This window comes from Ureibacillus sp. FSL K6-3587 (genome assembly GCF_038593165.1).
Classification (GTDB): Bacteria; Bacillota; Bacilli; order Bacillales_A; family Planococcaceae; genus Ureibacillus; species Ureibacillus suwonensis.
Genome location: NZ_CP151969.1, coordinates 2,130,589 through 2,154,137 on the forward strand (window position 1 = coordinate 2,130,589; position 23,549 = coordinate 2,154,137).

Annotated in this window: 16 protein-coding genes, 1 other RNA gene and 2 pseudogenes; 14 read left to right on the forward strand and 5 right to left on the reverse strand. The window is 37.3% G+C overall.

Annotated elements, in window-relative coordinates:
• Positions 1–259 precede the first annotated feature (259 nt).
• From NSS77_RS10565 to NSS77_RS10580, 4 genes are all read right to left on the reverse strand, one after another.
• Positions 260–697 (reverse strand): hypothetical protein, encoded by a 438-nt coding sequence (locus NSS77_RS10565; protein ID WP_342468723.1) that lies wholly within the window; start codon positions 695–697, stop codon positions 260–262.
• Positions 673–1,110: a hypothetical protein gene (locus NSS77_RS10570; RefSeq protein WP_342468723.1), complete on the reverse strand. Its 438-nt coding sequence runs from the start codon at positions 1,108–1,110 to the stop codon at positions 673–675. Before NSS77_RS10570 ends, NSS77_RS10565 begins: the two co-directional genes overlap by 25 nt.
• A 117-nt stretch (positions 1,111–1,227) precedes the next feature.
• Positions 1,228–2,187: a nuclease-related domain-containing protein gene (locus tag NSS77_RS10575; RefSeq protein WP_342468724.1), complete on the reverse strand. Its 960-nt coding sequence runs from the start codon at positions 2,185–2,187 to the stop codon at positions 1,228–1,230.
• Between the two features lie 218 nt (positions 2,188–2,405).
• Positions 2,406–3,356, reverse strand: a complete 951-nt coding sequence (locus NSS77_RS10580) for a bile acid:sodium symporter family protein (RefSeq protein ID WP_342468725.1) — start codon at positions 3,354–3,356, stop codon at positions 2,406–2,408.
• Between the two features lie 226 nt (positions 3,357–3,582).
• Between NSS77_RS10580 and secG the strand changes: the two genes are divergently transcribed.
• The 8 genes from secG to istA all read left to right on the forward strand — a co-directional run bounded on the left by secG (position 3,583) and on the right by istA (position 10,760).
• Positions 3,583–3,810, forward strand: a complete 228-nt coding sequence (gene secG, locus NSS77_RS10585; protein ID WP_342468726.1) for a preprotein translocase subunit SecG — start codon at positions 3,583–3,585, stop codon at positions 3,808–3,810.
• A gap of 136 nt (positions 3,811–3,946) precedes the next feature.
• A complete protein-coding gene (locus NSS77_RS10590; protein ID WP_342468727.1) occupies positions 3,947–4,696 on the forward strand; it encodes a carboxylesterase in 750 nt (249 codons plus the stop codon).
• Positions 4,697–4,721: 25 nt separating this feature from the next.
• Complete coding sequence (rnr, locus tag NSS77_RS10595; protein WP_342468728.1) at positions 4,722–7,025, forward strand: ribonuclease R; 2,304 nt, start codon at positions 4,722–4,724, stop codon at positions 7,023–7,025.
• A gap of 119 nt (positions 7,026–7,144) precedes the next feature.
• A complete protein-coding gene (smpB, locus tag NSS77_RS10600; RefSeq protein WP_342468729.1) occupies positions 7,145–7,609 on the forward strand; it encodes an SsrA-binding protein SmpB in 465 nt (154 codons plus the stop codon).
• 165 nt (positions 7,610–7,774) lie between these two features.
• Positions 7,775–8,130, forward strand: a transfer-messenger RNA (tmRNA) gene (ssrA, locus tag NSS77_RS10605).
• A gap of 461 nt (positions 8,131–8,591) precedes the next feature.
• Positions 8,592–9,032 carry a stage III sporulation protein AH gene (locus NSS77_RS10610; protein ID WP_141603387.1) on the forward strand — a complete coding sequence of 147 codons (441 nt, stop codon included), beginning with the start codon at positions 8,592–8,594 and terminating at the stop codon, positions 9,030–9,032.
• Positions 9,033–9,206: 174 nt separating this feature from the next.
• The gene (locus tag NSS77_RS10615) at positions 9,207–9,422 is read left to right on the forward strand and encodes a Piwi domain-containing protein (RefSeq protein ID WP_246045921.1); all 216 of its coding nucleotides are present in this window, start codon (positions 9,207–9,209) and stop codon (positions 9,420–9,422) included.
• A 204-nt stretch (positions 9,423–9,626) separates the two neighbouring features.
• Positions 9,627–10,760 (forward strand): IS21 family transposase, encoded by a 1,134-nt coding sequence (gene istA, locus NSS77_RS10620; protein ID WP_342468730.1) that lies wholly within the window; start codon positions 9,627–9,629, stop codon positions 10,758–10,760.
• Between the two features lie 78 nt (positions 10,761–10,838).
• On the opposite strand, the pseudogene NSS77_RS10625 reads toward istA, so the two are convergent.
• Positions 10,839–10,973, reverse strand: a pseudogene (locus NSS77_RS10625) (ATP-binding protein); the annotation flags it as partial.
• A 76-nt stretch (positions 10,974–11,049) separates the two neighbouring features.
• Here NSS77_RS10625 and NSS77_RS10630 point away from each other — a divergent pair.
• From NSS77_RS10630 to NSS77_RS10655, 6 genes and pseudogenes are all read left to right on the forward strand, one after another.
• Positions 11,050–12,167: pseudogene (locus tag NSS77_RS10630) on the forward strand (IS3 family transposase).
• Positions 12,168–12,474: 307 nt separating this feature from the next.
• The gene (locus tag NSS77_RS10635; protein WP_342468731.1) at positions 12,475–14,226 is read left to right on the forward strand and encodes a DEAD/DEAH box helicase; all 1,752 of its coding nucleotides are present in this window, start codon (positions 12,475–12,477) and stop codon (positions 14,224–14,226) included.
• Entirely contained in the window at positions 14,223–17,558 is a 3,336-nt protein-coding gene (gene drmA / locus NSS77_RS10640; protein ID WP_342468732.1) for a DISARM system helicase DrmA, read from the forward strand. Before NSS77_RS10635 ends, drmA begins: the two co-directional genes overlap by 4 nt.
• Entirely contained in the window at positions 17,551–19,260 is a 1,710-nt protein-coding gene (locus NSS77_RS10645) for a DUF1998 domain-containing protein (protein WP_342468733.1), read from the forward strand. Before drmA ends, NSS77_RS10645 begins: the two co-directional genes overlap by 8 nt.
• A 115-nt stretch (positions 19,261–19,375) precedes the next feature.
• A complete protein-coding gene (gene brxF / locus NSS77_RS10650) occupies positions 19,376–19,813 on the forward strand; it encodes a BREX-3 system P-loop-containing protein BrxF (RefSeq protein WP_328188658.1) in 438 nt (145 codons plus the stop codon).
• 14 nt (positions 19,814–19,827) lie between these two features.
• Positions 19,828–23,538, forward strand: coding sequence for a DUF6079 family protein (locus tag NSS77_RS10655; RefSeq protein ID WP_342468734.1), 3,711 nt, complete (start codon positions 19,828–19,830; stop codon positions 23,536–23,538).
• The last annotated feature ends 11 nt before the right edge of the window (positions 23,539–23,549 follow it).

The window sequence follows — 23,549 nt, forward strand, 5'->3', positions numbered from 1 at the left end:
ATAAGCCACAAAGAGGGGAGAAACCCGCCAAAACTTGAGAGGAATCCGCCATACTAAGATAAAAATCCGTCAAAGCAAGGAAGAAATCCGCCAACGCGAAAAAATAAGCCACTGAGAGCGAAGAAACCCGCCAAAACCCGAGAGGAATCCGCCATACTAAGATAAAAATCCGCCAAAGCAAGGAAGAAATTCGCCAGTGAGAAAAAATAAGCCACAAAGGGGGGAGAAATCCGCCAAAACCCGAGAGGAATCCGCCATACTAAGATAAAAATCCGCCAAAGCAAGGAAGAAATCCGCCAGAGCGAAATAATAAGCCACAAAGAAGGGGGAAATCCGCCAAAACTTGAGAGGAATCCGCCATACTAATAAAAAAATCCGCCAAAGTAATGACTAAATCCGCCAGAGCGAAATAATAAGCCACAAAGAGGGAAGAAATCCGCCAAAACTCGAGAGGAATCCGCCATACTAAGATAAAAATCCGCCAAAGCAAGGAAGAAATCCGCCAACGCGAAAAAATAAGCCACAAAGGGGGGGAGAAATCCGCCAAAACCCGAGAGGAATCCGCCATACTAAGATAAAAATCCGCCAAAGCAAGGAAGAAATCCGCCAGTGAGAAAAAATAAGCCACAAAGAGGGAAGAAATTCGCCAAAACCCGAGAGGAATCCGCCATACTAAGATAAAAATCCGCCAAAGCAAGGAAGAAATCCGCCAGAGCGAAATAATAAGCCACAAAGAAGGGGGAAATCCGCCAAAACTTGAGAGGAATCCGCCATACTAATAAAAAAATCCGCCAAAGTAATGACTAAATCCGCCAGAGCGAAATAATAAGCCACAAAGAGGGAAGAAATCCGCCAAAACTCGAGAGGAATCCGCCATACTAAGATAAAAATCCGCCAAAGCAAGGAAGAAATCCGCCAACGCGAAAAAATAAGCCACAAAGGGGGGGAGAAATCCGCCAAAACCCGAGAGGAATCCGCCATACTAAGATAAAAATCCGCCAAAGCAAGGAAGAAATCCGCCAGTGAGAAAAAATAAGCCACAAAGAGGGAAGAAATTCGCCAAAACCCGAGAGGAATCCGCCATACTAAGATAAAAATCCGCCAAAGCAAGGAAGAAATCCGCCAACGCGAAAAAATAAGCAACTGAGAGCGAAGAAATCCTCCACAACAAGGGCTTAATAAAAAGAAAAGGGCATTTCTGAATTTAGAAATGCGCCTAAAAACAATTCACCTACTTAATAAATTGTCAGGAATTATATAATATCTCCCCCTGTTATTTCCGACCGCTACAAGATTAAGTCTGGTCAATATTTTTTGTGCAGCATCTCCGGAATCCACATTAAAAAACTCCCTAAACTCCCGATTCGTAATCCGCTCGCTAATCAATAACCGATAGTCATCCAGTGCCCGCAGCAACGCATCCCTGCTTTCAAATCCGCATTTAGGGCAAGTCCAAATCCCTCTGCCGTAAGTCATCGCCACAGCATAATTGCATTTCTCGCAAAGCACGCCTTTTCGAATGCGATCCACGCTGATATTCAAATCAAAATTGCGGGATACAGCCCGCGACAAAAGCTGCTTTGCCAACTTGTCCAATTGGCCCGTTGTGAGCTGACTTTCATGCCGAACCAAACATTTTTTAATGAACGATCGCAAACCGCTTGCATGAAAGATTGGTGGGGACTTTGGGACATTTCCGATAATGGTGGCGGGATTGGCCATGACAACCGCCTTCTCAATCGGCAAAGAGAACTTCCATTTCGATAAAATCCGATGAAACAATTCTTCATGGCGATGCAGCTGATCAAAAGGATTCGTCAAAGTATCTTCTGTACCTGTGGGACGGGTGCGGATCAATTGATGCTTCTGTTCGTCATAATCAATCCGCCCAGCAATGTTCTTAACCTCCAAAATCAACAGAAAGTGCTTTGTCAGCAATAAAGTGTCAATCTGATGCGAGAAGCCGAATTCATTTTCAATTTCATAATTAAAAAACAAAAAATGCTCGTTCAAATAGGGCATTTCAAACCATTCCCGGTCCACCCGATGCTCCCCTTCGTGCCCGAACTTCAGCCGGGTCAAGTAGTCTTGGAAGTAGGAAAAGTCCCGATCGTTGGAATCCAACCTGCGCAAAAGCGCTTCTAAAATCAGAATGCTTTTCGGCGTTTTTCGATCCAGCAGAAGCAACACTTCACCTCCTTCAGCCAAATAATAAAACAATTGATAAAGAATTGGAATATTTTACCTGAAAATAAAATTTTGAGCGGAAAATCGACCCGAAAATCAAAATTTAAAAACAACAACAGCACTTTTTGTAAAGGGAATGCAATAAATATGCGCCATTTTGCACAAAAATAAAAAAGGCGCAACCTCACAAGTTACGCCTTGATTTACTAGAATAAAAATCAATCACCCTGCGCCACTTTCCGCTTGCTTGCCCTCTTCGCCCAATACGTTGCCAAAATTGGGCCGGAAATATTGTGCCAGAAGCTGAAGATGGCGCTTGGCACGGCAGAAACCGGATCGAAATGGGTTGCTGCCAAACTTGCACCCAATCCTGAGTTTTGCATACCCACTTCAATGGCCACCGCCTTTTTATCTTCATAATCCAAGCGAAACACTTTCGCTGCCAAATAGCCGATTGCATAACCCAATCCGTTATGTAAAATGACGATCGCCAAAATCAATAAACCAGATTCGATAATTTTATCACGGCTACCGCTAACGACGGCTGCAACAATTAATACAATCGCAGTAACGGAAATTGTTGGCAAAATATCGATACTTTTTTCAACAACCGGTTTAAAGAAGATTTGCGCAAGAATCCCTAAAACAATCGGAATCAACACGACTTTTACCACTGAAAGGAACATGGCCATGAAAGAAACCGGCAGCCATTCGCTCGCCAAAAAGTAAATCAATGCAGGTGTCACGATTGGGGCAAGCAATGTGGTACAGGAAGTAATGGTTACGGATAACGCCGTATTCCCTTTTGCCAAGAACGTCATGACGTTTGATGCCGTTCCCCCTGGACAGCAACCGACCAAAATCACGCCAACCGCAATTTCAGGTGGAAGCTGGAAAAGTTTCGCCAAGACAAAAGCAAGGAATGGCATGATGGTAAATTGTCCGATAATGCCGATGATAACCCCTTTAGGCTGCAATAAGACCAATTTAAAATCTTCCAATTTTAATGTCATCCCCATGCCGAACATGACAATTCCAAGCAATGTTGTGATCCATGGGGAAATCCAAGTGAAATATTCGGGAATCCACATGGCGAGACCCGCAGCCAATAATACCCATAATGCAAAAGTATCGCCTGCAAATTTCCCTATTTTTTGAAACGTGTTCATCCAAATCCCTCTCTTACTACCTAAAAATGTTGAGTGAAATATATTTTATGAAAATAGTAAAACAAAATCAATAAAATTCTGAAAAAATAGAACTTTTTGATTACATACAAGGAAGCATCCGGATAAAATAATATATATAAATAATATTTCATTTTTTTTACAAAGATTGTAACGGAAATGGGTTTTTGCTATACTAAAGGAAGTTATGGTTCAGGAGGTGGGACTATTGCATACTGTATTGTTGGTATTATTAATTCTTGTATCTCTTGCTTTAATCGCCGTGGTATTATTGCAATCTGGTAAAAGTGCAGGCTTATCAGGTGCCATCTCTGGTGGAGCTGAACAACTATTCGGTAAAACGAAAGCTAGAGGAATCGATTTGATTTTACATAGAACAACCATTGTTCTTGCGGTATTGTTTTTCATTTTAACATTGTTGGTTATCAAGTTTTAATGGATAAAATAAAAGTCTAACCAAGCATGGTTAGGCTTTTTCATTTATAATGGAGAGAGAAAATTTGTATATTCACGAAAATAATGGGCACAAAAATAAATGAAGGAATGTTGACATACAATTGTTGGAGGAACTTATGAAGAAAAAAGAGCAGCAACCATTCTTTTTCCCTGCAGGAAAGCGCGCGGTGCTCCTGCTTCACGGGTTTACCGGAAGTTCCGCGGATGTTCGGATGCTCGGCCGCTTTCTTGAAAAAAAAGGCTATACAAGTTATGCGCCCCATTACCGAGGCCATGGTGTACCGCCGGAAGAACTCATCAAAACAGGGCCGAAAGAATGGTGGGAAGATGTCGTAAAAGCTTATGAAACCTTGAAGGAAAAAGGATATGAGCAAATTGCGGTTGCCGGATTGTCCCTGGGAGGCGTTTTGTCATTAAAACTTGCCATGAACGTCCCTCTGAAAGGTGTCATTACGATGTGCTCCCCAATGACGATGAGAACGACGGACATGATGTTTAAAGGCGTCATCAAATATGCCAAAGAATATAAAAAATATGAAGGGAAATCGGAACAGCAAATCACCGAAGAAATCGAAGCGATCCGCCAAAAGGGCATGCCGGGTTTGGCGGATTTACAGCAGTTCGTCCAGGAAGTCCGAAACGATCTCGACTTAGTATATGCACCGATTCTCGTCATTCAATCAAGACATGATGAAATTATTGACCCGAATTCTGCTCATATTATCTATGAGAATGTGGAATCCTTGAATAAAAAACTGGTTTGGTTTGAAGAATCGGGTCATGTCATTACTTTGGACAAAGAAAAACAACAATTGCATGAAGTGATTTACGAATTTTTGGAAAGCCTGGACTGGGAAGATCAGTGAAGGTTTGAATAAAGGAGGGATTGTGATGGCACAACATACTGAGCTTGAGCAAAGAATTTTAAATTTAATGAAGGAAGAAGATTATAAGCCGCTTAAAGTGGATGAACTGGAAGAGGTGCTCGGCATTGAAACGGCCGATGAATTCAAAGAATTGGTCAAAGCCCTTGTCCGCATGGAAGATCAGGGGTACATCGTCCGTTCCCGTTCGAACCGCTACGGCTTGCCGGAACGGATGAACCTGCTCCGGGGAAAATTTATCGGCCACTCAAAGGGCTTTGGATTTGTCACACCAGAGGAAGAAGGGTTGGATGACATTTTCATCCCGCCGCACGAAGTCAATGGCGCATTGAACGGGGACATTGTTTTAGTGCGCGTATTGAAAGAATCTTCCGGCGAGAAGCGGGAAGGCACCATCATCAAAGTGGTGGAGCGTTCCAAAACAACCTTTGTCGGCACATACCAGGCCAATCGCGGCTTCGGCTTTGTCGTGCCGGACGATAAACGGTTGAACATGGATATTTTCGTTGCCAAGGAAGATTCGCTGGGCGCTGTGGACGGCCATAAAGTGGTTGTGGAAGTGACGAACTGGCCGAGCGAAATCAAATCGGCAACAGGCGTCATCATCAAAATTTTAGGGCATAAAAACGATCCGGGTGTGGATATTTTATCCATCATTTATCAACATGATATCCCGCCGGAATTTCCGGAAGAGGTGCTGAAAGAAGCGGCAAAAGTGCCGGATGTGATTGCGGAAGAAGATTTGGTGGGACGCCGGGATTTACGAAATGAAACGATTGTGACGATTGACGGCGCAGATGCGAAAGACTTGGACGATGCGGTGACGGTGACGAAAAATGAAGATGGCACATATAAATTGGGTGTTCACATTGCCGATGTAAGTTACTATGTGAAGGAAGGATCTTTGCTCGATAAAGAAGCCTATAAACGCGGAACGAGCGTTTACTTGGCGGACCGCGTGATTCCAATGATCCCCCACCGGTTATCAAACGGAATATGCTCTTTGAATCCCCAAGTGGACCGCTTGACGATTTCCTGTGAAATGATTATCGACCAAAACGGGAACGTCATTGAGCATGAAATCTTCCCGAGCGTGATCCGGACAACGGAACGGATGACCTATTCCGATGTATATAAAATATTGGAAGAGGAAAACGAAGCGCTCATTGAACGCTATAAACCGCTTGTTCCGATGTTCAAGGAAATGAAGGAATTGGCCCTCATTTTGCGCAAAAAACGCATGAACCGCGGCGCCATCGATTTTGACTTTGAAGAAGCGAAAATCGTGGTGAATGAAGAAGGGTGGCCAATCGACGTGGTGCTAAGGGAGCGCACGATTGCCGAACGCATCATCGAGGAATTCATGCTTTGCGCCAATGAAACGGTGGCGGAACATTTCCATTGGATGGAAGTGCCATTCCTTTACCGTATCCACGAAGATCCGAAACCGGAAAAATTGCAACGCTTCTTTGAATTCATTACTAACTTTGGGTTGATTGTGAAAGGGACAGGAAATTCCGTCCATCCGAAAGCCTTGCAGGAAATTCTTGAATCCATTAAAGGGTTGCCGGAAGAACCGGTCATCTCGACAATGCTCCTTCGTTCGTTGCAACAGGCGAGATATTATCCGGAATCCATTGGCCACTTCGGGTTATCAACGGACTTTTATACCCATTTCACTTCGCCGATCCGCCGTTATCCGGACTTGATTGTGCACCGGTTGATCCGTACTTATTTATTTGAAGGCGATGTTTCGAAACAGACGATTTTCAAATGGGCGCAAGTGATGGATGAAATCGCCGACCATACGTCTGAATGTGAACGGAGAGCGGTGGATGCCGAACGGGATGTGGAATCGCTGAAGAAAGCCCAATACATGTCCGACAAAATCGGCGAAGAATTTGTGGGCATTGTTTCTTCTGTAACGAACTTCGGCATTTTCGTCGAGCTGCCGAATACAATCGAAGGGCTCGTCCACATTACGAATTTGACCGATGACTACTATCACTTCGATGAACGCCAGATGATCATGGTCGGGGAATATACCGGACGCATCTTCCGCATTGGGGATGAAGTGAAGGTCCGGGTTGCCAATGTGAATTTGGACGAATCCTCCATCGACTTTGAAATTGTGGATATGGTCAAATCCTTCCACAAAGTTCGAAGAGAAGCGCCGAAAGTGATCCAGGCGGAACGGAAGCAAAGAAAACGGAAAGATAAAGAGGAAGAAGAGCGCGGCAGAAAAGGCAAGAAGAAAGAGAAATTTTACGAAGGCGTCGCCAAAAAAGGGAAAAAGAAGAAAAGAAAGTAGTCGATGAATCGACAAACAGCTGTCGAAGAATTATACTAGAGGCTGTTGTGAAAATACTTTAAAATGGAAATAAAGTATTTCATGCAGCCTTTTATTGTGTGTTTAGAGAGGTGTAAAAGATGCCAAAAGGAACAGGAAAAGTCATTGCCCAAAACAAAAAAGCGACCCATGATTATTTTATTGAAAAGACTTTTGAAGCCGGCATGGTGTTGCAAGGAACCGAAATCAAATCCATCCGTGCTGGCCGCGTGCAATTGAAAGATTCCTTCGTATTAATCCGGAACGGGGAAGCGTGGATCCACAACATGCACATCAGCCCTTATGAACAGGGAAACCGCTTCAACCATGATCCATTAAGGGTGCGGAAACTGCTTCTACATAAAAAGGAAATTGCCGAACTGGCCGGTGCGGTAAAACGGGACGGCTATACGATTGTACCGCTGAAAATCTATATCAAAGACGGTTACGCGAAATTGTTGATCGGCCTCGGAAAAGGGAAGAAAAAATATGATAAACGCGCCGATGAGCGGAAGAAAGAAGCAAAACGCGAAATGGAACGCGCATTGAAATTGAAAAACCAATAGGATTGATTCACGTCTTAATCAAAAAAGTGATATTTATCAAAGGAATATACTAAAAACTTGTTCCGGATACTTGCAAATAGTTTAGGATTAAAGTATAATGATAATCGAAGACAGCCAGTTTGGACGTTCTCAAATGACCGTAGTCCTTTTGTAGTATACTATGAAGGGGACGTTACGGATTCGACAGGAATGGTTCAAGCTTGAGCTGCGCGTCGGAGGGCTCGTCTCCGTGATCAACGGCAGTTAAAAATAACTGGCAACAAACAATCTTACGCTTTAGCTGCTTAATTTGCTAAGGCACTCTAATCAGCCATCGCCCATGTGGCTGCATTAGGGTTCATCTTGAGTGGGCTACGGCGAGTGCCTTGCTTGGGGCACTGGCAAGAGACTCAACAAGCTAGCGTGCAGGACGCCTGTTTGTCGGCAGAATGCAACGCGAAATCCCAATAGACAAACTACACGCGTAGATGCTTAAGTGTTGGAGTTTCTGGACGCGGGTTCGACTCCCGCCGTCTCCATACTGAAAACACTGCGAAATGCAGTTCTATTAACGCTTTGAAAGACTAGGGATATTGAACGGGAGTTGGCTCTTGTTCAATATCCCTTTTTTCATCCCTATGAAAGAAATGACATATTTTAGTTTATTCAAAGACCTTCTAATTTAAAGATTAGAAAGTTTTTTTTAAGGCTAATAGAAAAAGAAAACATGGTATTTTTATGGTTAGTGGTGATATAGTTACTATTATATGCCATCAACAATACTGTAAATGTCTTTCTAAAGAATTATAAATTGTAGTTCAATTGATAATCTATTAATTATGGCGTGATTATAACTTTCTATCTAAAAATTTTTAGTTTTTTGTGATATATTTTTTAGCTCATTATAATTCTTAAATAATTGAATTAATATATTAGGCATTGCGCCTTCATCTGAGTTGTTTTTGGCAAGTAGAAACATTTATTAGGGAGGTAACGTAATAAAATGTTAGAGCATGATAAAGACATAAAAGGTGAAGATTATCGTTTATTGATTGAAATAGCTTATGAGAAATGTGATAAATTTGCTTTTGTTATAAGGAAAGACATGATGTATGATGAAAAATTGGCGATGAAATATTACAACGAATTATTAAAAGATATTAAAAGTTCATTAATTGAAGTGAAAGAGGAATCTCAATGGGCAGTAAATATACTTTTAGAAGCAACAGCGTATATTTATTATTATGAGCTAAATGAACAGACAAAGCATTTTTTACAAACGAAAAGTAATTCTTTATTTGGGTGGATTAATGGGTTACCAGAAGATTTAATGTTTTATAATGGAGATAAAATTTGGCTTGCATGCAATTCACACGAAAGTTATTTTTATATTGACGAGGAAGACTCACAATCAAAAGTATTTGAAATCCTAAAAAAATTGTAAGCTATTGAACGCACGTGGCATCGCATTTGATATTGTAGAAATAATTAAAAATTGTAATCGTCGAATGGCTTTTATAATAATAGTCAAAAAAAATTTGAAACAAAACAAGGATGTTACTATAAAAGAGACAATGAAGCCTTTCTATGTAGTACGGATCCAAAAGAAACGATAGGAATGGCTAGACCAATTAAAATTGTTCAAAAAGCATCTACGTTACAATTTGATCAAATTATTTCAGATATCTACCAATTATCCTTTATGCACATTCATTGTTTAAATAAAACACGTTTACCTGCTACTGTACATTATGCTGATTTAAGCTCAACAGCCTATCAAAGAGGGCAAATCTCTCCAAGATTAACCAATGTAACGCATTTGCTGTTTGTGTAAGGAGTTAAAGGGGAATTTTGTTTATATCTTAAATTTACGCGAGGTGACCGGTGTGTATGGCAAAATAAAAGTGCAGAGCTTTGCAAAGGAAAAATGCAGAGTCCTGCACTAAATTTTTGTGCATAAACAAAAAAAGACTTGCCAGTCACCCCAAGTCCCACTACAGTAATTGTGTCAAGCAATTGGTAGTGGAGGTAAGAAAGGATGCTAGCAATGTCTGATATTAATTGTATCAAACATTTAAGAAATAACAAAGGTTTATCTATTTCAGAAATACAAAGAACAATGGGAATTAATTGGCGAACAGCTAAGAAGTATGCGGATGAAGATCAACTCCCTAAACAGAAATCATTTAAAAAGAAAGGGATGATGTATGAGGAAAAGTGGGGAGAAATTGTTTCAGATTGGCTTTTTGAGGATTTAAAGTTAAGGAAAAAATTAAGAAGAACAAAGAAACAAATATTTGAAGAACTAAAGGAAATGGGTTTCCAAGGTTCTTATCGTACTGTTTGTTACTTTATCTCTGAATGGATGAATACTCACCAAGAAGAAAAGGATAAAGGGTATGAAAGATTAGAACATCCTCCGGGTGAAGCTCAAGTAGACTTTGGAGTAATGGAAGCTGTACAAGATGGAGAAATTGTGGATATTCATGCTTTAGTTATGACGTTTCCTCATAGTAATGCTGGATTTGCAGTACCGTTACCAGCTGAAAATCAAGAATGCTTCTTACATGGTCTCAATATTCTTTTTAAACAGGTTGGGGGAGTACCTAAAAGGATAAGAATCGATAATTTGACCCCCGCTGTGAAGAAAAAAAGGACAAAAAATGAAGAAGCACAATTAACTGATGAATTTGTTCAATTTCAGAATTATTATGGCTTTGATGTGCAGGTATGCAATCCAAGAAGTGGCCATGAAAAAGGAAATGTTGAGAATAAAGTTGGATATATACGCTATAACTTTTTTACTTCAGCTCCAATAATGGACAGCTATGAGGGTTTAACGGATCAATTATTTCATAAATTAGAGGCGGACAGAAATAGAATTCATTATGCCAAAAACGTACGTATTGAGGACTTATGGCAGGAAGAACGGGATTATCTTCTAGCATTACCGGAAAAGCCCTATCCTGTATTTAAAGAGCATCTTGTTAAAGTAAACAAATATAATGAAGTGAAAGTGGATCAGACGTTGGTTCATGTCCCTAAGGGTGGCAACTATAGTCAATTACAAATGATATTAACATGGGATCAATTAAAGATTGTTTCACCTAATGGGGAGATATTATTGGATGACTATCGGCCATATATGAAAAAGCGAAAAGCATTACTGTAACCGTCAAGTAGAATTAAACAATTTTCCACAAATAATTTTAAACAGTTTTCTACAATTAAGATTCAACAGTTTGCTAAATTAAAATAATACCTTTCTGTATTTCATACGAATGCTATCCGTTTCGTTATCGAAAGTGATAATTTCACTCCTATGTAATAAACGGTCAAGTATAGCTGTTGTTAAAGTAGGATCACCAAGAAATTTTCCCCATTCTAGATGTAGTATAGATTTATGGACACAACTTGGTTAAGTCATTAATATTAAACTAACGAAAGGTTGTGTCCGAATCATGAGTCAAAAACGGTATAATCAAGAATTTAAACAAACAGTAGTTGAGCTTTATCGCTCAGGCACTCCAGTCAGTCAACTCTCTAGCGAATATGGTGTTTAATGGATTAAGCAACTCTCTCCAATTGAATGTGAACAGGAATTAACTTTGGCTGATATAGAAGCCATTCAAAAGGAAAATCTTCGATTAAAACAGGAGATCGAAATCTTAAAAAAGGCTATGACCATATTCGCGAGAAAATAGATGAGCAAGAACTGATTGACTTGATTACAAAAGAAAGCGAACATCATCCAATCCAAATGATGTGTCGTGTTTTAAAGATGCCTAAAAGTACGTATTATCAATCGTTTCACAAGAAGCCGAATAGCTATCATGTCGCCAACGAACAACTGCTTGAACGAATTCGAGCAATCCATAAAGAAAGTAAGGGTCGTTATGGGGCCCCTAAAATCTTTGAAATACTTAAAAAAGAAGGCTATACAGGCAGTATCAATCGAGTTCAACGTTTGATGAAACAAGCAGGCATCCAATCATGTATTGTAAAAAAATTCCGCCCAACACCAACACAAAAGCCCGTAGAAGAACGAGAAAATGTATTAAATCAAGATTTCACTACAACAACAATCAACGAAAAATGGGTAGCTGATATTACATATGTCCATACGCTTCGTGATGGTTGGTGTTATCTAGCGTCCGTTCTTGATTTACATACAAAAAAAGTGGTCGGATATAAATTCTCTCGTACCATGACATCAGAAATTGTGCTGGAAGCACTTCAGAATGCGATTCAAGATCAAAAGCCCGATCTTGGTCTTATCGTGCATACAGATTTAGGAACACAATATACAAGTGAAGCCTTTCAAAAACTACTAAAAAAACATGAAATGGTTCCGTCATTTAGTCGAAAAGGATGTCCATATGACAACGCTTGTATTGAATCTTTTCATGCCATATTGAAAAAAGAAGAAGTGTATCTAACCAAATACGAAAGCTTTGAGACAGCGAGAATTGCGTTATTTCAATTCATCGAAGGTTGGTATAATCGAAAACGAATTCATGGAAGCATTGGTTATTTGACACCGGATGAATACGAAAAAATGTGCCGAATAGCAGCGTAAAACATGGGGTACAGAACACTTTCCCCCTTCACATTTTTTGGCACAACAGCCATGGGTTTATTTCTCCACGTCCCAAGTAGATTGTCAAAGGCTCTTTTCACTTTGACAATCTACTTGGGATGTGGAACAATCCATGAATGGTTGTTGTGCAAAAAAACTTAATCTTTTTGTGTCCAAAAACTTGACGTAGATCCAACTAGTTCCAAAGAGCTATAATATAAGATAGGTAATATTACTTGGAAAATATAAAGAGATTAATAGCATTGAAGGATAAATATTACAAAATATAGTGGAGTTGAAATCAAAAGTGCATGCGTTTCCAACAGAAAAAGAAATCAGACAAACAGTCCATCTTCTTATAGATAAATATAAAGTTAATTTATCAATGTTAATTAATTTTATAGGTAAAGAAAATTATAAACAGTTGACCCTTATGTTAGAAGATTTAGAAGAAGGAGAAATGGATGAATATCAACTCGCAAGAACAGTTATTGTTAATAAAGGACCTTATTTATTTGCGGGTAGTCATCAAGCTGTACGAGAATTAAGATCACATTTACTTAGACAGTTAGATGACGATACCGTAATTAATTTGTATACCCGAAATCCGATTTCGGGTAAAAATATAAAATCTCCATCATATATGTATAATTCTTTAGCAAATAAGAAATGGACAATGGGAGGACGTTGGCCAAAAGATTTTATAAAGACATTAGGATTCCCATTAGTTTTTTCTGGCATTTCTATACCAAAAGACCATTCCACGGACGCTTTTCAGGATATTGAACCAAGAAAAGTGTTACCTCCACTAGTTTCATATCAAGAAGAATTAAAGAACAAAATGCTAGAAGTCTTAAACCTAGAACAAAATAAAACTCGCTGCATGGTTACTTTACCTACAGGTGGTGGGAAAACAAGAGTAGCGGTTGAGAGTTTTATAGATTGGATGCAACCAAGATTTTCAGAAGGAAAATACTTAATTTGGATTGCACAAAGCGAAGAACTTTGCGAACAAGCAATTGCTTGTATTACTGATCTTTGGCAGAATCGAGAGTTCCCTGAAGCGCTACGTGTCTACCGATTTTTTGGTGGTAAGCAAATTAGTGTTGAAAATTTAATCGGTGGTGTAGTTGTAGCCAGTATTCAACAACTTTATATAAGAATTAAATCTAAAGATTCAGCATTAGACGAGATTTTAGAAAACTGTGGTGCAATGATTATAGACGAAGCTCACCATGCCACAACAAAAAGTTATAAATCTTTATTTAAGCGTGCAAGACAATTAGTAGGCGATGAATTATTTCCAATTTGTGGATTAACTGCAACGCCAGGAAGAAGTAATGATGAAACGATGAAGTTGGTCGATGAATTTGATGCTTACTTAATCCATCCTACACTCCCAAATATAGAAAAATATCAAAAAAATCCACTACTTTATTTTCGTGAAGAAGGTTATTTAGCTGAACCAATCTTTCTATTGAGTAAGGATGGAGAAACTGTTGAAGTACCTGATGAGTATATTGATAATGAAACAGATGATATTAATAGCGAGTATTTAAAAGTTTTAGCTGAAGATCGTGAGAGAAACTTTCATATTATTGAGTATATGCTTACCATCCCTACTGGAACATCAACACTAGTTTATGCATGTACTGTTGAGCATGCTGAGTTCTTATCGATGATGATGAATTCTTTAGGAAGAAAATCTGCAGTTATTTCAGCAGAAACGCCGAAACAAATTCGTCGGATTCATATAGCTGCATTTAAACGAGGAGAAATCGAATTTTTATTTAACTATGGCGTTTTAACTACTGGGTTTGATGCACCGAAAACTGACCACTTAATCATTTGCAGACCGACATCAAGTCAAATATTGTATGAACAAATGGTTGGGCGAGGATTAAGAGGGCCAAAATTTGGTGGCACAGAACAATGTAAAATCATAGATTTTTCCCAGAATATAACACGACATGGTAAACCGTTAGCATATGCAAGGTTTATTAAAGATTGGGAAGTTCAACAAGTAAAGAGTTTTAAGGAAGATGAGGTTATTGTATGAAACCAGGTGCTGAAAAACTTTTAAATTATTTAAAAAACAAATCAAATTATACGATGTCAGTCAATGAATGTAAAAAGATAAGTCCCCGTTGGACCGTAAATACATTGAAAAGAATTATAGCCGATTATCCAGGTGTTTTTCAACTAGCCAATGATGAGGTGAGGCTAATTATGAAAAAAACAATTGATTTAGAAGATTATAGGAAAACAAGAACTAGAATTGTAAATGACTTAGAAAAATTTTTAGTAGGCCCATTAGAAGAAGATGAAATTCTAGGTGAAAAGAAACGTCCAATGAATTTATATTTAACCGGTAAACTTGTACCATTTGGTTCTTCTTCGGATGTTGTACCTGAAGATGAATTTGATATACAGACGAATCAGCTTGCTGAAGATGAAAAGGTAGATGAATACTTATCAAAACGAGATATATTTAGAGCTTCAACAATGGGGTTCAGTTTCAAACTTAAAGAACTATGTCCCATCTATATACAAGCTAATTGGGCAATGTATGAGGGAAAAAACCACACGCGCTCTCCACATGAAGAAGTGTGGGAAATCGAATTAAAAGCAAATGAAACGAAAATTCTCGAAAATAATAAAACAGATTCAGACCCTGCTCGCGTAAAATATACTGTTTTGGAGCGGGATGGTTTATATCACGTGAGCATATTTTTATATAATTCATACGAAAGAGAAGATACTTTTCCGAAACAAGATGAAATTATGTTTCAAACAAAGCTTAAGGTTCGTTTTCCAAAATATCATTTAGCTTATTTCACATCAAAAGCCGACCGATTTAATGTACAAAATGAATTATTGTATCGAGACTTTTATGAACTAGCAATTGGTCATGGGGTCGGGGTGGATTGGAATATTGAATCAGGGCAAGTTACGATTGAATCTACATGGCTTCCTTTTTATGAACTCCCAAATGTAGAGCATCGAACAATTGAAGGACATTCGTTTTCAATGTTGGAGTTAAGTAAACAAACTGCAGAGCAATTAAATGAGACATTATCTATAATTCCAATTGAATACCGAAAATGGCTAAACGAGCAAAAAGAAGCTATTCAAGATTTAGAGTCTCCTCTTAAAAAAGAAGCGGAAAAAAACATAACAAAAGTAGAGAAAATCATTTCCAGGGTTGAAGAAGGTATCGAAATCATTTCCCAATCGGACGATGGTATTGAAAAGAAAGCATTTCAATTTGCTAACCGTTGTATGATGTTACAACGAGCTCAGACAAAGGTTGCTTTGGAATATCGTTCATCAGGAAACCGCATAAAGCCAAATTATGATGGTAAATGGCGTTTATTCCAAATTATTTTCTTACTTATGAGTATTCCAGGAATAACGAATCCACGCCATCCTGACCGAGATTTAGTGGATTTGATTTGGTTCCCAACCGGTGGTGGAAAAACTGAAGCCTACCTTGGAGTGGCTGCTTTTACGATGGCTTACCGTCGCTTATCAGCAAAAGACATTTTAAATGTAGATGAATATGCTGGTGTTACGGTATTTATGCGCTATACGTTACGTCTTTTAACAACGCAACAATTCCAGCGTGCAGCAGCTTTAGTTTGTGCTGCAGAATATATTCGTGCAGAAGAACCGTTTAATTATGGTGAAATCCCATTTAGTATAGGACTGTGGATCGGTAGTGATTCATCACCGAATACATATGAAGATGCATGTGAAAAAATAGCAGAAATCAAAGAAGGGAAAGAAATTCAGAAAGGGAACCCAATGCAACTATTACATTGTCCTTGGTGTGGAACCGAACTAACTCCAGATGATTATGAAATCACTAAGAATAGTCAAAAGATCTCCTGTCATAATCCGCAATGTGAATTTTATGGTAATGAAGGTTTGCCTGTCTATACCGTTGATGAAGCAATATACGAACATGTTCCAACAATAATAATTGGAACGGTTGATAAAATTGCACAAATTGCATGGAAAAATAATATGTATGAACTATTTGGTATGAAAAACTATTATCATCCAGAAAAAGGATTTATATATGATGAAAAGGAAAGAAAACGAGGTTGGGAGAAAATTAATCGACTACTTCCGCCAGAATTAATCATTCAAGATGAACTTCATCTAATTTCTGGACCGCTCGGTTCTTTAACAGGTTTATATGAAGTAGCGGTTGATTTGCTTTGTACAAGAGATGATGGCATTGGTCCAAAAATTATCGCATCAACGGCTACTATTAGTGGTGCTGATGAACAAATTAGAGGACTATATGGCCGTGATGTTTGTCAATTCCCACTAGCAGTACAAAAGGCAAATGACAATTTTGTCTCCTATCAAGTTAGTACGGATGAAAAACCAGGTCGTTTATACCTGGGGATATGTGCACCGGGTGTAAGTGGAAAGATTCAATCCATTCAAACGTATGCAGCTTTATTAACAGTGACAAGAACCCTACAAGATGAAAATGTCGATCCGTATTGGACAATAATAGGTTATTTTAATACGGTAAAAGAATTATCAGGTATGCTAACAACTTTCAAAGATGAAGTGCCAATAAGATTAGATGTGCTCGACCCAGATCAAAAGTTTTCTCATGAATTACACGTAGAAGAACTAACAAGTCGTAAAAAGGCAAAAGAAATTCCAGAGATTCTAGACCAAATGGAAAAAACAAAAGAAGATGCTGGTGTATTAGATGCTGTTCTTGCAACCAATATGATTTCAGTTGGAGTGGATATTGATCGTCTAGGTGTCATGGTCGTTCATGGACAGCCAAAGACAACTTCCGAATATATTCAAGCAACAAGTAGAGTTGGTCGACAATTTCCAGGGCTTGTATTAACGATTTTTAATTCAATGCGTTCACGGGATCTCTCTCATTATGAACGGTTTAAGTCTTATCATCAAACCTATTACCGAAATGTTGAGGCAACGAGTGTTACGCCTTTTTCTGTTGGTAGTCGCAAGAAAGGATTAACAGGAGCCTTTATCGGTTTTCTAAGACAATCAATACCAGAAATAAGTAATGAAAATAGTGCTAATCAATTTCAAATAACAACAGAAGTACAAAAATTAAAAGAGGAATTTCTAGAGCGAATTGCTAAAACAAATAAATGGGATATAAATGAAGCGGATCAGATTCTAACCGACTATTTAGAATGGTGGGAACAGATGGCAAATAAATATGCTGATAAATTAAGTTATCGTAAAAGCCAATATGCAAAAAATCATCTACTTAGACAATTTACTGAAAAGGCAAAAACCCCAGAAGCAAAACCAGCAATGAATACATTACGTAATGTTGAAGGTGAAATTACTGTGGAAGAGATGTGGTTAAAAGATGAGTAAAGAAATGGGAACTTTACGTCCATCACAATTAATTTATTATTATGGACCTGGTGCTATAGTTGATATGATGGACCAAAGTGTAATGATAATGGCTGCTGATTTATGGAATACTTGGAATGCACCAACAATAAAAGATCCAAGAATAAATAAGTTACTTGATGTAAAAGAGATAAAAATTTTAAATGATATGCCTGATAAAATTAAAATTAGAGCAGTTCCATTTCCAAAATGGAAAATCTGTCCCAAATGTGGTATGATGACCAATTTTGATAGTAAACATTGTTATTTTTGCAAAAAAAATGGTGAAGAAGTTGAACTATACCCAAGCCGTTTTGTTGTGGCTTGTAAAAATGGACATATATCCGATTTTCCATATATAGAATGGGTCCATCAACATAAAGAAGAAGTTTGTGAAAAACCAATATTAAAATTTATCCGTGAAGGAAGTAGTGGTTCGCTATCTGATTTATACGTGAGATGTGTAAAATGCAATGCTCGTCAATCGTTAGCCAATATTATGAAAAAAGGGATATTAAAGTCGATTCTCCCCCAATGTACAGGAGAGATGCCTTGGATTAATGAAAAAGCATCATGTACTGAAACAATGGACACATATTTACGTGGTGGCTCAAATATATATTCACCTGCTGTTGCAAGTTTTCTCAGAATACCACTGAGTGAACAAATTCAAGACCCATTAATAAAAAAAGTAAATGATAGTAAAACACTACTTCAAAAAGCTTTGGAATTAAATAATGAAGACTTTTTCACACAATCTTTAAGTATGCTCGGGATAAATGAATCTGAAAAAGAAAGAGTGAAACAAATTTTATTAGGAGATTATGGCGGAGAAGTGAGCTATGAATCAATCCGAAAGCAAGAATGGAATACGTTAATCCTTGATAAAGTTGATGATAGCCATGACACAGGTTATAAATCGACTTCAGTTGATATTCATGAAAAAATGCAATCTTATTTCTCGGCAATTCATAAAGTCGAGTCATTACCAGAAATACAGGTTTTACGTGGATTTACCCGATTGGATTATATCGATCGATTTGATACAAAACAAACAGACCATCTTGTATCAATTATGAAAGAAGATGATACTGGTTGGCTGCCAGGTGTACAAAACAATGGTGAAGGCATATTCTTTAAGTTTAATGAATTTAAGTTAAAAGATTGGGAACAAAATACGAATCATGGTGATTTTACAGATGAAGTTATTCAAAAATTTAACCATCAAAGGGAACAATTAGGGTTTTCACCGTTAGAAATTAAAAGTAGGCATATACTCTTACATACCTTTAGTCATGCAATGATTAAAGAATTAGCCGCCCATTCTGGCTATGCAACAACATCTCTTCGTGAACGAATCTATTGTAGTGATAACATGTACGGTGTACTAATTTATACGGCTTCTGGTGATTCAGAAGGAAGTCTTGGTGGGTTAATTGAATTAGCCGAACCTGATAAACTTTACCCAATTTTTATTCGAGCCATAGAAGGTATGATATATTGTTCATCTGATCCGAATTGCTCAGAAGGAAACTTTAAATATAAAACCACAGCGAATGGTGCTGCGTGTCATTCATGTTCGTTCATTTCAGAAACATCATGCGAATGGGGGAATCAGTTGTTAGATCGTCGTTTACTACTTAATATTAATCCTGGTGAAACCGTTGGATTCTTTACGATTTAAAGTTTGTTTCTGTTATTTTGATAATTATTAAAGTATATTACTATATAGATATAGTATTTGAAGAGGGGAAGTTACTAAGTTTAAACTTCAAATAGTGTAGAAAAGGATGTTTCACGTGTGGAGGGAATCGTTAAATAAAGATTTACAGGAAATGGAAAATTGGTATTATAAACTGATTATTATTTGTAAATCGGATGACACAGTTGATTTTTCATTTCCGGAAAAATCATTTAAAAAAATTAATGTCAATCTTCTAGTGAGTGAAGGGTTATTACCAGTATCTAAAGAACTATATCCTTTAGTTGTAGATGACATCTTTATGAATACATTAAATGATCGTAATTGTATTTATTATTTACAACATATCAACATTCTGTTTGATCCACAATTGAAAATTCATCCCATTCGACTGCTCGAAAACTTAAGTAAAACCTATAAATTGGTTGTTGAATGGCCTGGGATTTTTCATAATGACAAGCTTATTTATGCAAAATATGGGCACCCGGAATACTTTACGTGTTCAGACTATGAAGGGAAAATTTATTGTATTTAAAAGGAGGGGTTCACATGCTTCGTTATAAGGATTTAATTTCATTTACACCCATTAACGATGTAGTTGTGTTAAAAAGTGCAGATAAAGAAGATCAAGCCATTGACTTAGTTAAAAATTATGTCATTTCTGACCATATGGCTGATAAGTTAGTTAATGATATTTTCGAAAATCTTCAGTTTGAACGTCCAGTAAATAACAAAGGAATGTTAATCGTCGGGAACTACGGTTCTGGTAAATCCCACTTAATGGGAGTTGTCTCGACAATTGCAGAATTACCTGGTTCAAGCCAATACATACGTCATCCGCAAGTAGCTGAAAAAGCAAAAGAAATCGAAGGTAAATTTAAAGTGATTCGTGCTGAATTTGGTGCTGTAACAATGCCTTTACGTGAAATTATTTGCCGTGAATTATCAGAAGGATTAGCAAAAATAGGCATTGACTATACTTTCCCAGCAGCTGATCAAGTTACGAATAATAAAGATATGCTCTTTGAAATGATGGAACTTTTCCATGAAAAATATCCAGATCAAGGTTTGCTCCTTGTCATTGATGAGTTATTGGATTATTTAAGAGGACGCAATGAACAGGAACTTACTCTAGACCTTGGATTTTTAAGAGAAGTAGGAGAAGTATGTAACCATTCTCGTTTTCGTTTTATTTCTGGTGTCCAAGAAATGCTATTTGAAAACCCTCGATTTAATTTCGTAGCGGATTCATTACGTCGAGTTAAAGAACGGTTTAGAGAAACAAGAATTGTCCGTGAAGATATTGCTTTTGTTGTATCTGAACGCTTACTTAAGAAAGACGATGAACAAAAAGCATTGATTCGGGAACATTTAAGCAAGTTTACGAAGCTTTATAATGGCCTTACTGAAAATATGGAAACATATGTTAATATGTTCCCAATTCATCCTTCTTATTTAGAAATGTTTGAACAAGTGAATATAGGTGAAAAACGCGTTGCATTAACAACAATCAGTGATGAAATTAAAAAGCTATTAGACGAAGAAGTTCCTGAAAATGCTACTGGTATGATTTCATACGATAGCTATTGGAATTATATTGAAGCAAATTCTTCTTTCAGGTCCGATGATCGGGTAAAGCAAGTTTTAGATATTGTAAATACGTTAAGAGGAATAATACGTAATAATGTTAATCCTAGATATAAAGATATGACTAATCAAATTGTGAATGCTTTAGCTATTTATCGTTTAACAACTGATGATTTAAAAACCCCGATTGGTCTGGCTTCTGAAACATTACGTGATACATTGTTTATAAGCAATTCTAGTCTGTTAGATTTTGATGATGATGCAGCTGAATTTTTACAAACAAGAATTGATGCTGCGATGAAAAATCTACGTGAGGAAGCAAGTTTCCAATACGTTTCTTTAAATAAAGAAAACGGACAATACTATATTAATATTGATAAAACCATTAATGTTGAAGAATTAATTAATCAAAGAGGAGAAACTTTAAGTGACTCCACATTAGATAGCTATTACTTTGATATATTAAAAAAAGCAACGATGGTTTCAGACAACACGTATGTGCATGGTTACAAAATTTGGCTACACGAGCTCCCATGGTCGGATCGCCGGATTAAACGTCAAGGTTATTTATTCTTTGGTGCACCAAATGAACGTTCAACCGCTCAACCTGAAAGAGACTTTTATATTTATATACTTCAGCCATTTGATGAGCCCAAATTTACAGATGAGGAAAGACCAGATGAAGTCTTTTTCCGTTTAAAAGATAAAGATGAACAATTCGTCACACTTCTTCGACTATATGGTGGTGCAGTTGAACTATACAATGACACATCTACAAGTAAAAATTTATATCAACCTAAAATTCACGAGTATCAAAAGAAACTCGTGAAATGGTTACGTGAGCGGTTTGTTGACGCCTTTGAAGTTACTTATAAAGGCAAAAGTGAACCGGTTATCGACCATCATTTATTCCTAACACAAGAAACTGACACATTATTAGATTTAATTGACAATGTTGCGGAAGGTTTACTTTCACAGCATTTTGAAGAGAAGTATAGTGATTATCCATCGTTTAGAAAGCTTGAGCACTCTTATTTAACTAGAGAGAACCTACCGACTTATGTGAAAGATGCACTAACTTATATCAATGGTAAGGAAAATAAAACAGGGAAAGCAATTTTAGAAGGATTAGTATTACTTGATGATTCAGGGAAAGTCTCAACAAGAAAATCAGGATATGCAAAATGGGTACTAGATTTGTTAGGCACTAAGGAAAGAGGACAAGTATTAAATCAAAATGAATTAATCGAAGTAATTAATACAGTCCAGGGTTCAGAAGATATACGCTTAACAAGAGAATTTTCAATGGAGCCTGAACTATTAGTTGTCATACTTGCTGCCTTAATTCAAAATGGTGAGATTGTTGTAACTATTGAAGGTAAACAATATGAAGCGATGAATTTGCATGAATTCGTCCAATTGCCAATAGAGACCTTAACGCATTTTAGTCATATTAAAGAGCCAAGTAATTTACCTGTTAAGGAAATTCAAGCTTTAGTTGAAATGTTTGATGCTCCAAAAGTAGATTTTTCAAATCCAGATTCGATTGATTTATCAATTCGACAAATAATTTCAAAAGCAAAAGAGGCAACTGATCGAACTGTGGAAATGATTGCACGAATAAGTGATGGATTTCAAAAATGGGACGGTCCGCTATTTGACCAAGAAGAGAAAACGGAAATTCATGAAAGGCTACAAAGTTTGAATGAATTTTTACAAGGATTGCATGTATATAATACGCGGGCAAAAATGAAAAATTTGAAGAACAAATATGACTATGACCGGATCGAACAGGAACAAAATCACCTGAAACTCCTCGACAAGCTCGAGAAGTTACAAAGAAAAGTCATCGAGTTTAGAAAAGATGCGGATTACTTAATTAAAGCTAAATTAGTAGGTTCACCTAGTCCAGAATGGGCAGACTATGTCGATATGGCTTTAGAAAATTTAGGGACAGTGCTAAAAAACGATGAAAACTGTTCAGCTGAACTGGAAGAAATAAATCGCTTAAAAAGAGAATATATTGAATTTTACTTTGCCCAACATCAGAAAAATCGGTTAAACGCTACTGAAAATCGTCAAAAGACCGACTTGTTAAGAGATCCTCGTTATGAAGCTCTTAATGTGTTAACAAGTAAAATTGACCTATTTAGAAATAATGAACAATTTGAAGAATGGAAACAAAAAGTTCAATCATTAAAGGAATGTTACCATCTAACAACTGAAAAATTGGAGCATAATCCAGAATGTACGAATTGTCATTTTAATCCACGGGAAGAATTTAGTGGGAAGAAATACTCCATTAGTGAATTAGAGGAACAACTAGATGCTTTATTAACTTCATTAACGGACATCTTATTGACAAACTTTAATGATCCAGAAGTAAAAGATAGTATTATTTTACTTGATGATCAACATAAAGCCTTAATTGATGGTTTTATTACGAACAGAGAATTTCAATTACCAATTTCCTTAGAATTAATTAATGCGATTAATTTAGTGTTAAAAGGGATTCATAATGAAGTGATTGAAATCGATAAGATTGTCCAAGCTTTAGGGGATGGTAACCCAATTACAGTACAACAAGCGAAAACAAATATTGAACAACTGTTAAGGGAAATTGTCGGTAGCAATGATGCTAACCGCATTCGATTAACAGTAAAGACAAGGTAGGAGGAAATAAA

Coding starts and splice junctions, on each gene's coding strand:
- NSS77_RS10580 (WP_342468725.1), bottom strand. CDS start 3,356: ATGAACACGTTTCAAAAAATAGGGAAATTTGCAGGCGATACTTTTGCA.
- NSS77_RS10590 (WP_342468727.1), top strand. CDS start 3,947: ATGAAGAAAAAAGAGCAGCAACCATTCTTTTTCCCTGCAGGAAAGCGC.
- rnr (WP_342468728.1), top strand. CDS start 4,722: ATGGCACAACATACTGAGCTTGAGCAAAGAATTTTAAATTTAATGAAG.
- smpB (WP_342468729.1), top strand. CDS start 7,145: ATGCCAAAAGGAACAGGAAAAGTCATTGCCCAAAACAAAAAAGCGACC.
- NSS77_RS10610 (WP_141603387.1), top strand. CDS start 8,592: ATGTTAGAGCATGATAAAGACATAAAAGGTGAAGATTATCGTTTATTG.
- NSS77_RS10615 (WP_246045921.1), top strand. CDS start 9,207: ATGGCTAGACCAATTAAAATTGTTCAAAAAGCATCTACGTTACAATTT.
- istA (WP_342468730.1), top strand. CDS start 9,627: ATGCTAGCAATGTCTGATATTAATTGTATCAAACATTTAAGAAATAAC.
- drmA (WP_342468732.1), top strand. CDS start 14,223: ATGAAACCAGGTGCTGAAAAACTTTTAAATTATTTAAAAAACAAATCA.
- NSS77_RS10645 (WP_342468733.1), top strand. CDS start 17,551: ATGAGTAAAGAAATGGGAACTTTACGTCCATCACAATTAATTTATTAT.
- NSS77_RS10655 (WP_342468734.1), top strand. CDS start 19,828: ATGCTTCGTTATAAGGATTTAATTTCATTTACACCCATTAACGATGTA.